The 12,613-nt window shown below is 67.4% G+C and carries 13 protein-coding genes; 9 read left to right on the top strand and 4 right to left on the bottom strand.

The genetic code is table 11. The features are described from left to right. Positions 1-4 precede the first annotated feature (4 nt). On the bottom strand, positions 5-358 hold the full coding sequence (locus IU452_RS04080) for an ArsR/SmtB family transcription factor (protein WP_267467465.1): 354 nt from the start codon (positions 356-358) through the stop codon (positions 5-7). Between the two features lie 161 nt (positions 359-519). On the opposite strand from IU452_RS04080, the gene IU452_RS04075 reads away from it, so the two are divergent. The 7 genes from IU452_RS04075 to IU452_RS04045 all read left to right on the top strand — a co-directional run bounded on the left by IU452_RS04075 (position 520) and on the right by IU452_RS04045 (position 9,245). Next, entirely contained in the window at positions 520-2,037 is a 1,518-nt protein-coding gene (locus tag IU452_RS04075; RefSeq protein WP_324192431.1) for an alpha/beta fold hydrolase, read from the top strand. A 195-nt stretch (positions 2,038-2,232) separates the two neighbouring features. Further along, positions 2,233-2,520: a hypothetical protein gene (locus IU452_RS04070; RefSeq protein WP_195107551.1), complete on the top strand. Its 288-nt coding sequence runs from the start codon at positions 2,233-2,235 to the stop codon at positions 2,518-2,520. Between the two features lie 19 nt (positions 2,521-2,539). Further along, positions 2,540-3,154 carry a flavodoxin family protein gene (locus IU452_RS04065; RefSeq protein WP_195107550.1) on the top strand — a complete coding sequence of 205 codons (615 nt, stop codon included), beginning with the start codon at positions 2,540-2,542 and terminating at the stop codon, positions 3,152-3,154. Between the two features lie 94 nt (positions 3,155-3,248). Beyond that, positions 3,249-5,045 carry a hypothetical protein gene (locus tag IU452_RS04060; protein WP_228816627.1) on the top strand — a complete coding sequence of 599 codons (1,797 nt, stop codon included), beginning with the start codon at positions 3,249-3,251 and terminating at the stop codon, positions 5,043-5,045. Between the two features lie 32 nt (positions 5,046-5,077). Then, the gene (locus IU452_RS04055; protein ID WP_195107549.1) at positions 5,078-6,793 is read left to right on the top strand and encodes a hypothetical protein; all 1,716 of its coding nucleotides are present in this window, start codon (positions 5,078-5,080) and stop codon (positions 6,791-6,793) included. Between the two features lie 329 nt (positions 6,794-7,122). Beyond that, a complete protein-coding gene (locus IU452_RS04050; RefSeq protein ID WP_195107548.1) occupies positions 7,123-7,938 on the top strand; it encodes an SDR family oxidoreductase in 816 nt (271 codons plus the stop codon). 62 nt (positions 7,939-8,000) lie between these two features. Next, the gene (locus IU452_RS04045) at positions 8,001-9,245 is read left to right on the top strand and encodes a GNAT family N-acetyltransferase (protein ID WP_195107547.1); all 1,245 of its coding nucleotides are present in this window, start codon (positions 8,001-8,003) and stop codon (positions 9,243-9,245) included. Between the two features lie 9 nt (positions 9,246-9,254). Here the strand turns inward: IU452_RS04045 and IU452_RS04040 are convergent, their stop codons facing one another. Beyond that, a complete protein-coding gene (locus IU452_RS04040) occupies positions 9,255-10,070 on the bottom strand; it encodes a class I SAM-dependent methyltransferase (RefSeq protein WP_228816625.1) in 816 nt (271 codons plus the stop codon). Between the two features lie 296 nt (positions 10,071-10,366). Here IU452_RS04040 and IU452_RS04035 point away from each other — a divergent pair, with 296 nt between their 5' ends. Together IU452_RS04035 and IU452_RS04030 are read left to right on the top strand one after the other, a co-directional pair. Continuing rightward, positions 10,367-10,918, top strand: coding sequence for a nuclear transport factor 2 family protein (locus IU452_RS04035; RefSeq protein WP_195107545.1), 552 nt, complete (start codon positions 10,367-10,369; stop codon positions 10,916-10,918). Positions 10,919-10,960: 42 nt separating this feature from the next. Further along, positions 10,961-11,248, top strand: a complete 288-nt coding sequence (locus IU452_RS04030; RefSeq protein ID WP_195107544.1) for a hypothetical protein — start codon at positions 10,961-10,963, stop codon at positions 11,246-11,248. A 6-nt stretch (positions 11,249-11,254) separates the two neighbouring features. Here the strand turns inward: IU452_RS04030 and IU452_RS04025 are convergent, their stop codons facing one another. Further along, the gene (locus IU452_RS04025; protein ID WP_195107543.1) at positions 11,255-11,656 is read right to left on the bottom strand and encodes a hypothetical protein; all 402 of its coding nucleotides are present in this window, start codon (positions 11,654-11,656) and stop codon (positions 11,255-11,257) included. 59 nt (positions 11,657-11,715) lie between these two features. Next, positions 11,716-12,540 carry a class I SAM-dependent methyltransferase gene (locus IU452_RS04020; protein ID WP_195107542.1) on the bottom strand — a complete coding sequence of 275 codons (825 nt, stop codon included), beginning with the start codon at positions 12,538-12,540 and terminating at the stop codon, positions 11,716-11,718. Between the last annotated feature and the right edge of the window lie 73 nt (positions 12,541-12,613).

Raw genomic sequence — 12,613 nt, 5'->3', positions numbered from 1 at the left:
CCTTCTACCCCACTGATCGTTCGTCGTTTTCGGTTGTCCCACGCTCGGTTTCGACAATCCTGCGGGCGGTGTCCAGCGAGGTCGCCCACATGTCGTCGAGGAATCTGCGCAGTCCGTCCAATCCGTCGGCACGGGCCCGGTAGAGACGGCGGGTGCCGGATCGGCGCTCGCTGATGAGACCGGCGTTCTTGAGCACGGTCAGATGCTGACTGACCGCGGTCCTGGTCACCTCGAACGCCGCGGCGATCTCCCCCGCGGCCAGCTCATCCCGAGCCACGAGCCGCAGAATGGCCCGCCGCCGCGGCTCTACCAGCGCCCGCAGCACCTCATCGGCCCGCGGATCCTCCGACACGTCCATCACATCCCCTCCCTCCCATGGTCCGTTCGCCACCGCTAACGTTAGCAACTACTGACAAATAAGGAAAGACCCAACCGCGGCCGGGTAGTGTCAGCACCACCGGTCGTTCGGGGGGCTGCAGGATCGCCCGAATCCCCGTCGGCCCCTTAGCGTCGAATGGCGTGAGAACCGAATATCGTTCTGCCAGAAGAAAACCGGCGCGAACTCTGGCGAGCGCTGCCCTCGCCACCACCGCCGTGCTCGCGGTCGGCCTCGGCTGCGCGAGCACCACCGTCGACCGCGGCCTGGCCGAGTTCTACGACCAGCACCTCGCCTGGGGATCGTGTGCCGGGTTCCGGGGCGGTGACACCCTGGGCCCCGAATTCGACTGCGCCCGAGTGCTCGTACCGATCGATTACGACAAGCCCGACGGGAGCACGGCGCAGATCGCGCTCTCGCGGCTACGCGCGCGAGGCGAGCGGATCGGTTCGGTGGTGATCAATCCCGGCGGCCCCGGTGGGCTCGGACTCGACGATGCCGGGCTCGGCAGGACAGCGCTGGGTGATCGCTTCGACGTCATCGGTTTCGACCCCCGCGGAGCGGGGGCGTCGACGCCCAAGGTCGAATGCCTCACACGGTCCGAGGCGGCCACGAGGGGCCCTGAGGACTTCCCCACCGATTGGTCACCGACGGGAGTCGAGGCGATGGAGCGCAAGAACCGCGACTACGTCGCCACATGCGTCGAGCGGTCGGGTGTCGAATTGCTCGGCCACGTCGGCGTGCGGGAGGCGGCGCGCGATCTCGACATCATCCGTGCCGTGCTCGGAGACGAGAAGTTGACCTATCTCGGCTACTCCTATGGCTCGCGGCTCGGATCCGCCTACGCCGAAGCGTTCCCGCACAAGGTCCGCGCCATGGTTTTCGACAGCGGGGAACCCATGGACGGCCCGGTGATCGACCTGGTGAAGTTCTACGCCAGCCTGCAGCAGGCCTTCGACGTCTATGCGAACGATTGCGCCCGCAGCGCCGACTGTCCGCTCGGAACGGATCCCACCGAGGCGTCGAGATCCTTGCAGAGGCTACTGAATCCGCTTATCGCACAACCGGTTCCGGCCCACGATCGGACACTGACCTACAGCGACGCCCTGAACGCGATCGTCGCCGAACTCTACAGCCCGTCCGGGTGGCCGACCATCACGAACGGACTGCGGCAGGTGCAGTCCGGGCGCGGCGACATCCTTCGCGAAGCGGCCGACGGCGTGCCCACCATCGTCGACGCCGATATGCAGACCGCCGCACTCTGCCTCGACGGCCCCAGAACCACCGACCGCGCGGCGGCAGCGGATCTGCAGCGGCGCATGTTCGCCGCCGCGCCGTTCCTCGACGACGGCCACTTCGACGGCCGGGCCCCTCTCGACAAATGCGCCTTCTGGCCCACCCCGCCCACCAGCACCCCGCACACATTCCCGACCACCGGCTTGCCGCCGCTGGTTGTCGTCGCCGCCACCGGTGACCCCGCCGCCCCCTACGACGGCAACCGCACACTCGCCCGTCAACTGGGCAGCCCCCTGGTCACCTACCGAGGCAACCAGCACGGCGTCTTCCTGGTCAGCGGCTCCCCCTGCGTGGACGTCCCGGTCCTGAAATACCTCACCGACTTGACCCCACCCCCGGACATCGACTGCCACCCGGCGACGTGACGTCCGCCGAGGTCAAGCGACCAGTTTGTGGTTGCCGGTGGGGTGCCAGTGACCGGCGCGACAGTCGTCGCTGGATTCGACCCGACGCGAGGGGGTAGTGCCGGGACAGGAGGCGGGGGCCAGAAGGCCTCTGCCATGGTGAGACGGAGGTGCGCGATGGCTGGTGCGAATCAGGCACGACCGTATGCTGCTGGATTGCCCGAGCGGGGTGGGTTTCCGGACAACTCGCGCACGACGCGCAGTCATGCCGGGGAGGGGATCGAGGACGGATACAACATTCCCGGCATCGTGTTGTGTGCCCTCGGGATCGTGGCGTTGGCCGGGACGTTGACGGCCGCGGGATACGGGTTCACCGGATGGGCGACGGTGGCGGGGATCGTGTGTGCGGCCTGCTTCGTGGTCGGGCTGGGGTGGCTGCTGGTCGAGCATCGGCGTGTCAAGGCCAAAGAGGGACTGGCACTGCACGAGCAGCGCGGGCACTGACTTCCCGAGGAGGTAAGCGATGACAGCGTTGACCGCGCTCGCCCTGGTGTGCACGTTGAAGAAGTCCCCGGACGAGTCGAGCAGCGATCTGATCGCGCGACAGGTGCTCGAGCAATTGGCCGCCCATGACGTGAAGGGCGATGTCGTGCGCGTGGTGGACTACGACGTCCATCCCGGCGTGAGCGACGACGAGGGCGACGGCGACGAGTGGCCGCAGCTGCGGGAACGCGTTCTGGACGCCGATATCCTGCTGATCTCGACCCCGACGTGGCTCGGCCACATGTCCTCGGTCGCGCAGCGGGTGCTCGAACGCCTCGATGCCGAACTGTCCAACACCGACGACGCGGGACGGCCCGCGATGACCGGCAAGGTCGGCGTCGCCGCGGTGGTCGGCAACGAGGACGGGGCGCACAAAATCGTGGCCGACCTGTTCCAGGCACTCGACGACATCGGCTTCACGATTCCGGCGCAGGGCTGTACGTATTGGAACGACCACGCCATGGGCGGCACCGATTATTGCGATCTGGACAGCGTGCCCGAGGCCGTGGCCTCCACCAATGCCACCCTCGCCCGCAACGCGGCGCACCTGGCACGGCTCCTGGGCGCCAACGCGTATCCGCCGCCGCAAAAGTAAGCTCCGCCGCGCTGGCATTGTGCTGCAATAATGTTCGCGCTTTTTGTCGCATTTCACGTGGACGAACCCGGACTGCGCTGGCAACGTGCTGGCCATGACAAATGTGGGTCGCCGGGTGGGGCGCCGTGGGCTGCGAGCCGGGCGACCGGGATCCGGTGTCCGATGGCGTAATTCACTGGCCTATGCCATGGCCGTGGTAATCGGCGCGGCCGTCGCACAGACCGGGGCCACCACCGCCGAGGCCGAGCCGGTGAGCGCCGCGAGCGACCGGCAGGAAAACGTGCTGGAGACCCGGGACGGAATCGTCGTCTCCTACGTCGGTTTCCAGCTCCCGCTGCCCGCGAACGCTCCCGCGCATCCGGCGGCGTGCGACCGCGTCGGATTCCTTCGATACCGTCCCGCCGACGGCCCGCAAACCGCCGCCGACGCCGACCACGTGGTGATCCAGCAGCAGGGCATGTTCGGCGGCGCGGTCAATTCCGACAGCGTGGCGTACAACACCGTGCACTCGGCGCGGGCCATGGGTCAGCGCATCGAGTTCTGGGCGATGGCGCGGCGCAGTACGTGTCTGGACGAGACGAGAGGTTTCGATTACGCCCTGCAGACCGGCAATTACCTCGACGCCGTCGACTACTACTTCAACGGTAAGCCGATCGACGGGCAGGTCTTTCCCGGCTTCAAAACCTCCGAGCAACTCGACGTGCTCGACTTCATGGGCCTCGAACGCATCGTGCGCGACCAATACGAGGTCATGCTGCACGAGCTTCCCGATCAGGCCGAGCGCCAGCGCAAGTTCGTCTGCACGGGAATCTCGCTCGGCGGGCTGGTGACCGGGCTGTTCTCCGATTGGGATTTCGACGGCCGCCCGGGTGCGGATCAGTGCGCCGCCTTCGCCGCCCAGGACACCATGGTGTCCTCGGACCCCGTTGCGATTCAGAATACCCCGCTGCTGAGCGGTATCACCGATGCCATTGTGGGACCGACGAATTCGGTGGTGCAGGCGGGTTTCCGGGCCGATGTGCTGCCGCGCATCTTCGGCGGGACGCCGATCCTCGGCACCCGCGGGTTCATGCTGCTGCGACTGGCCGGGCTTGCGGCACACCTGGATCCCGACGGGGAAAGCCAACTGCTGGCCCATCTCCCGCGCGATTTCGATGTCGAGGCGACGCTGAACTATCTGCTGACTCCCACCTGGGCGGGCTGGGCCACCAACGGTGCCGACGGATCCGGGTCGATTCGCGATTTCCGGTTCACCAACACCGCGCTGCTGGGGATGTTCATCGACAACAACTCCAACAACTTCGAGCTGTTGCAGCAGAGTGTGGGCGCGTTGTCGGGCGGTCCGGTCCAGACCAAGACGTTCCCGAACCCCGGTGAGCTGACCCAGCTTCCGTTCTTCGGCAACTTCCTGCGCATCAGCGCCGGCCCGGCGCAGCGGGTCTTCCCCACCGACCGCACCGCCCTCTACACCTGGCGCAACTACGACGACGTGCGCGGAATCCCGTTCACCTCACCGAATCACGAGGTCGCCGACATCCGCGACGCCGCCCGTCAATTGGCCACCGGGTCGCCGGGCGGTTATTGGGAAACCTACTTCCCGATGCGGCTGGTCATCGATATCGGGGCCGGGTACGGCGGTGCCCGCAGCGGTGAGATGGCGCAGCTGCGGTATCACGGGATGAGCCGGCCGAAGCCGAATTTCATTGCCTGGGCCGGTGACAGCGCCATCCAGTTCACCGTGGGCAGCTTCTTCCCGGTCCCCGCCTCGGCACATGTGGTGACGCTGCCGGGCTACAACCATGTCGACACGATCGCCGCCGCCGCGGTGCAGAACGACGGCCAGCCCGACTACAGCGGTGAGCTGTTGGCGCGGTTCATCAAAACTCTGTGAGGGTTGCCGGTCCGTTGTCACGAGGAAAGCCGATGCGCGTCACTCGCCATGTCCTGATGTCCGCAGTCCTGGCCGTCGCCGTCGCGGGCACCACCACAACGGCTCGGGCACAACCGGATTCGGCGACATGGTACGTCGATGCGGCCGCACCGGCGGGTGGAATCGGCAGTGCCGACGCACCGTTCACTACGCTCACCCAGGCCGAGGCGGCCTCGCGCGACGGCGACACGATCGTCGTGCAGCCCGCCTCCCCCGCGGTGCCGCCGCTCGACGGGGGAATCGCGCTCAAGCCCGGCCAGCGCCTCGTCGGCGGCGGTCCCGCGGTGATCGGGGCACCGGCCGGGGCGGCGCTGCCGCGGCTGACGAATACGACGGCCGGTCACGACGGCGACGCGGTCGTGCTGGCACCGGGCAGCGAGGTGCGCAATCTGGTGATCGCCGGGGCCCGGCGCGGCGGCATCTACGGCGTGGATGCCGTCGGCGCGGTCGTCAGCGGCAACGATGTGGCCGGGACGAACGGCAGCTGCGTCGACGGTTTCCATATCGGCCCGTTCACCATTCCGCCGGCGATCGCGGTGGGGGCCACCGCGCCGCCGACCCCGGCCCTGATCAGCCTCAACAACGGCTGGGCGGCGATCATGACCGACTTCTCGGCCGCCACGGGGACCGTGCGCATCGAGCACAACCTCGTGCACGACACCGCCTGCGGGGACGGTATCGACCTGCGCGCGTTCGGCACCAGCACCATCACCGCCGAGCTCGTCGGCAATGATGTGCGCAATATCAATCTGGGCTTGGCCAAACTGTCGGTGATCGCCATGGGTGTCCAAGCCACCGACAGCGCCCGGCTGACCGCGCGGCTGGACGGCAACAGCCAGACCCATATCGCCGCACCGGACACCTCGCCGCTCAATGCCGCCGCCGACAGCGAGGGGGTGTTCGTCAACCCGCTCGGGCGCGCGTATCTGGATGTGGCGATCACCGGCAACCGATTCCACAACGGCGACGGCAATTTCTCCGCCAACGGCCTGGAGTACGTGACGACCAGCGGCACCCCGGACAGCCGAGTCACCGTGCGCGACAGCAGTTTCGACACCGTGGTCGGCGACATCATCGAAAACTACAACCTCAGCACCGACGGCGCACAGCAGTCGCTGACCCTGGACAACGTGCAGGCGCACCGCTCCCGCTTCCCCGGCGCACCGCTCAGCTCCGTGGTGCCGGTCAATCTCGGAACCTGTTTGGTCACCACGAATTTCGGCCGCACCGGCCGCACCCACCTCGATGTCGCGAATTCCGCATTCGGCGACTGCAGCGCCGACGGGATCGGCCTGGTCGCCTTCACCCCCACCGGACCGGAGCCCTCGACCGCCGCCCTGACCTTCGACATCCGCGACACGACGGTCGACGGCACGGCTGCCCACGCCCTGAACATCCTCAATATCGGAGACACCGCGACCCTGCGGGGCAGCGTCGCCCGCAGCACCTTCACCGGCGCGGCGGACACCCTCGTCCACGTGAGCCACCGCGGCGGCCGGATTGCCGATGCCACAGTCGATTTCGGCGGCGGCACATTGTCCTCTCCTGGTCTCAACTGCTTCACCACCGATCGCAGACATCTCGACGTCTCCGGCATTACCGTTGCAGCACACAACAATTGGTGGGGCCGCGCAGAACCTCCCGCCGGGGGCGCTCCTGCCGTCGACACCACCGATCCCCTCCCGGCAGCGCCGCGCCCCGGCTGCTGACCGGACTGGAGACAGCGCCCCGGGAACAACCGCCCTTCGCGCATGGTCCACGCACCACCACCTTCTGCTGCACCGTCCCCGCAGCACCACTACTTCCCTGCATCCTCCCCGCAGCACCACTGGTTCCCTGCATTCTCCCCGCAGCACCACTGGTTCCCTACATCCTCCCCGCAGCACCACTGGTTCCCTACATCCTCCGCGCAGCACCACTGGTTCCCTGCATCGTCCGCGCAGCGGGCGGTGCAGGGCCCACGGGTCCCGTCCGTAGATTTGCTCGAATTCCGTTGGCAGGATGGGTTGTTCCAACGACTCGTGCGGGAGAGGGACAGATGACCATCCTGGTAACCGGAGCCACCGCCAATATCGGCCGCAAGGTTGTCGACCACTTGCTTGCCATGGGGGCCACAGATATTCGTGCGCTCACCAATAACCCGCAGAAGGCGGCGCTCCCCGCCGGGGTCGAGGTGGTCGAGGGCTACCTGCGGCAACCGGACGCGCTCCCCGCGGCGTTCGCGGGTGTGGAGCGGATGTACCTGGCACCCACGCCCGACACTGTCACCGAGGTGATCGCACTCGCCCGCGCCGCCGGTGTGCGGTATGTGGTCGATCTGTCCGGCGAACCGGAGAGCTGGTGGGGCAACGTATGCACGGCCGTCGAGGACAGCGGGCTGGCCTGGACCCACCTGTGGCCCGCCGATTTCATGGAGAACGCCCTGATCTGGTCGCACCAGATCCGCGAGACCGGCACCGTGCGAGAACTGCGGCCCGACGCCGCGACCGCACCCATCGCCATGGACGACATCGCCGCTGTCGCCGCCACCGCCTTGCTGACCGACGCTCATCTCGGCGTCGCCCACCCGCTGGCCGGACCGGAAATCCTCACCCGCATCGACCTCATCCGCCACCTCGCCCAGGCCCTCGACCGCGACATCACCTTCCTCCCCTCCTCCCGCGAGGACACCATCACCGCCTTGACTCCCACCCTGGGTGACAACGCAGCCTGGTACGTCGACAACGTCCTCACCACCCTGGATCCGCACCCCACGGACCTACCCACCACCAGCGTCCAGAACATCATCGGCCGTCCCGCCACAACCTTCGCCCGCTGGGCAGTCGACAACGCCACCCGCTTCACCACCGACTGACACCGACAGATGTTCGGCGGAAATGCGTTGCCCGGCAACGCCGATTCCTATACACAACAGAGGTGGCCGACCCGTACCCCCTTCGCCCTGTCACGGATGAGGAATTCGATTCGTGGGCCCGCATGATCGCCGACACCTACGGCGTGGATCGGTCGGATGAGGAGCTCGCCAACCAGCGTGCCGCCACGGATCTGGCGCGCACCCTTGCCGCTTTCGAGGGTGATGCCCCCGTGTCCGGGGCCTCTGTCTACGCGCGAACTCTGACGGTGCCCGGCGCCGTCGTTCCGGTAGCGGGCATCGCGTCGGTGGGTGTGGCCCCGACCCATCGCCGTCGCGGAATCCTCACCTCGATGATGCGCAGGCAACTCACCGACATCCACGAGCAGGGCTTGGAACCGATTGCGGCCCTGCGTCCTTCCGAGGCCGCGATCTACGGCCGCTACGGTTTCGGACTCGCCACCAGAGGAAACCGGCTGCGCTGCGACAAGCGCGCGATGCGGTTTCGCCCGGGCACCGGTTTCGGTGACGGAACCGTGCGGTTACTGCCTCCCGCCCAGGCGCGTCCGATGATCGAGAAGATCTACGACCAGGTCAGGACGATGTCGGTCGGTTGGCCGGATCGCGCCGAGTCGCACTGGAACATCAGGCTTTTCGACCAGCCGGCTCACGGCATGACCATGCTGCGCTACGCCGTTCATCTGGCCCCGGACAACGAGCCCACCGGTTACGCCCTGTACCGGCACGCACCGGGGCTCGACGCCTTCGGCAACGAAGTCGGATCGGTCCAGGTGGCCGAGCTCGCTGCGCACTCCCGCACAACCTATGCGGCTCTGTGGCGCTACCTGGCCGGTATCGATCTCGCCTCCTGGATCGACTACGAAGGGGCGCCCGACGAGCCACTGGCGCACCTGGTGGAGGATGCGCGCGCGGTGCACGATCGCCTGGTCGATCGGCTGTGGGTCCGACTGGTCGATGTGGGCCGGGCCTTGTCCGGACGCCGCTACTCGACTCCGCTGGATATCGTGCTCGACGTCGAGGACCACTTCTGCCCGTGGAACACCGGGCGCTATCACCTGCAGGCCGACAGCGCGTCGTCCCGTTGCGAGCGCACCCGCGCCCCCGCCGACCTGCGTCTGACATCAACCGAGCTCGGCGCGGCATACCTGGGCGGTACGACGCTGGCCGCACTCGCCCGCGCGGGGCTGGTCGAGGAGCTGCGGGCAGGCGCCCTCGCGCGAGCGAGCGTCGCCTTCCGGCACGACCGCGAACCCCACTATCCGGGCGGATGGGCGTTTCCGCTGTATTGACTCCCCGGGTCAGGCGGCGGTCGTCGCGGTCAGCACGACGTACTCGAACAGGTATTCGGCGGGGCCGCCGGGGGTGCCGAGGTTCAGGCGGTCGGCCAGGTCGAGGAGGTCGAGGTGGAGGGCGGCGGCGCGTTGGGGGCGGTCGAGGAGGGCGGCGAACGCGCCCAGGATGGGGCCGAAGGCGGTTTCGAAGAATTCGATGAATTGGCCCGGTGTCGGTGCGATGAGGCGGAAGCTGCCCGGTGTCAGGTCCAGCGCGCTGATGCGGTCGCCGAACAGCCAGAGGACGTGGTCCTTGTTGCCCCACAGACGCGGCGGCAGGCTCTCCGGCGGCGGTGGGTCGTAGTGGGCCAGGGTGGCCAGCACCTCACAGATCCAGGATCGGCGGGTCCAGCAGATCATGCCGATCGTGCCGCCCGGTTTGGTCACCCGCACCAATTCGTCGGCCACATCCTCGTGCCGGGGCGCGAAGACCGCGCCGACCGAGGAGGTGACGACGTCGAAGGAGGAATCCGGAAACGGCAGATCCTGCGCATCGGCCTCGACCCACTCCAATTCCACGCCGTGCGCCAGCGCCTCGGCCCGGCCGGCGGTGAAGTTCTCCACGGTGATATCCGAGGCCGTCACCTCCGCCCCGGCCAGCGCGGCCGCGATGGCCGCATTCCCGGTTCCGGCGGCGACGTCCAGTACCCGCATGCCCGGGCGAATACCGCACGCGGTGGCCAGTGTCGGGCCGAGATCCCACAGCGCCGTTTTGGCGAATCGGTGGTAGTCGCCGAGCGCCCACACACTGCTGATATCGAGCGAAACATGAGAAGCGGTCATCGGCATGATCCTTCGATCGAAGCGGCGAACCGTTGATAGCTATTGTGTCGCAAACTACGCAGGCAACAATGTGATCTGAACAACAGACCAGGTTAAGGCGGTTGCTTTCCGTGGTTGAATCGATTTCTTCGAGCGTCAATCTTCACTCACTGGCTCAACAGCATCTTTGACGCAAACTGGACGGAACGTGGCGTCGCCGGATCTGTAGCCGACAGTAGCGGGTGAGGAAACTGGACAGAGCGCCGACGCGGCATCAGGCCCGCCGGAGACTGCGTCGAGAGGTGCGGGAGGTTCCTATGCAAGGCCAACGGACAGCGGATACCCAGACCCTGATGATCGGCGAATTGCTGAATTCGGGACCGAACTCCACCGGGCTGGACCGATATCTCCCGATGCTGACCGAGGACGCCCGGATCGAATTGCGCTGGGCCCCCACGGGTTTTCCGAACGATATGCGCGGGCACGAGGAACTGCGGCACGCCTTCGCCCTCCTGGACGACTACGACTGGCGAATTACCGCCGTCGCCGGTGCCGAACCGCTGCTGGATTCGAATACCTGGCAACTGTTCGTCGAGGCCGAGGTGATCGTCAAATCCACCGGAACCCGCTACCGCAACAGCTATCTGCTCACGATGCGATTGCGGGACGGCAAGATCGCCCACTGCATCATCACCCGCGACCCGCTGGCCCCGCAGACGGAGATCGGCGTGCGCGGTAACGACGTGCCGCGCCGCGGCGGACAGGTTCCGATCGGCACCCTGCGCACCGATCGCACTGGCCCGCAACCGATTACCACCGACGAGGTCGATCTCCCCACGGAAGGCGTCATCGGCCTGCCCCTCTGGTAGGCCGATTCCGGTCACTCCCGGTGGTCTTCTACTGTGAAACCCGTGAGTGACAGCCTTCGGTTCGTTTCGACGGTGGAGGAACTCGACGCGCTACCCCTGATGTCGGTGATCATGGCCGCCAAGCCGTCGCGCTCGGTCTTCCAGAAGTGGCTCGACCAGCAGGACCGGACGCCGAAATGGGTCCGCACCAACGGCGATGCCCGATACACCTCGCAGGACCTGAGCATCGGCCCGTTCCCGCTCTCGGCCCCGCAGCAGTTCCGGTTCGTCGTGCTCTACGACCCCTCCGTCCACGGACATCCCAACGACTGGGAGGCCGCGCTCGGCTGACCCGGATCAGCTCGCGGCGGCGGTCTCGTGGACCGTGCGCCACCGCACCCCGTTGCGCCCCTGCGCATCCGGCAGCAACAAGGCGGTGGTCCAGCGGTCGCGGGCGCTGCCGTCGCGGCGATGGATCTCCCGGAACCGCGCGACCGTGCAGTCGTCGGTGTGGTGCAGCACATCGATGTCGACGATCTCGATCGTCAGGCCCGGCATGGAATTGCCCGCGCCCTTCAGCCCCTCGAGCAGCCGCGCCCGCGGCGCCACCACACCGTTCAACATGACCATGGAGAAGTCGGCATGCAACTGCGACCCGAACACCTCCAACCCGTCGGTGTCCGGTGCACCCAGCCACCGCGCCAGGTCGTTGTGCAGTGTGCGGATCTCCTCGACAATCGTCTCGTGATCGATGCTCACGTCCGGCAAACTACCGGAAAACCCCTGGCAGCGCCCCCGACACGCCCAGGATCGGAGGGTTAGCCGGCGGCGCGGGCGACGGCCATGAGGTGGGCGCTGGCACCGAGGAGTTCGGGGGCGGATTCGATGCGGCGGATGGCGTGCAGGACCGAGGCCTGGCGGTCGGCGTCGTCGAGTTGGTCGTCGCAGACGCCGAAACCTGCCGGTCCCTCGACGGCGAGGATCGAGATGTCGTGGAAACCCGCCGTTTTCAGTTCGTCGTGCAGTTCGTCCGGGAGATGGAAGTAGGCGTCGGTGAACCAGTCGGGCCGGGATTCGCGGTGGGGGTTGCGGTGCTGACCGGTACGGACGTCTTCCGCCGCGATCGCGGCGAAGTCCGGATCGGTGATCTCGCCGGTGACCAGGCCGCCGAGGGTCGAGGCGAATCGGGAGATCGCCGCGGCGAGCAGCACCCCACCCGGTCGCAGAACGCGATGCGCCTCGCGCAGAGCGCGCAGCCGCTCGTCGCGATCGACCAGGTGATACAGCGGCCCGAGCAGCAGCACACCGTCGGCGCTGCGATCGTGGAAGGGGAGTTCGCGCGCATCCCCCACCTGCACCGACCGCAGCGGGGCGTGCCGCTGATCCTCCGATGCCCGTGCCGCCGCCTCCACATGCGGCTCCCACACATCGATCAGATGCACCTCATATCCGGCGCGCGCCAAGGGCAGCGCGTAGGCACCGCGCGCGCCGCCGACGTCGTAGATCACCGCCGGGGGCGCGGGTAGGTAGCGGCCGATGAGCTCCTGGGTCCGCAACAACTCCAGCTTCCCCCACGTCTGAAGCCGATCGCGTTCCGGATCGTGGCGGTAGTGCGCCGCGATGGCCGCCTCGAAGTCGGTCACCCACCCATCATCCCGCGCTCCGCCCGCCCGCCGCAGCGCTATTCGCTTTCAAACACTTGATTCAATCACGTGA

This window comes from Nocardia transvalensis (assembly GCF_015477765.1).
GTDB lineage: Bacteria > Actinomycetota > Actinomycetes > Mycobacteriales > Mycobacteriaceae > Nocardia > Nocardia transvalensis_A.
Note: the sequence above shows the minus strand (reverse complement) of the source record. Positions and strands in the feature narration are given on the sequence as shown.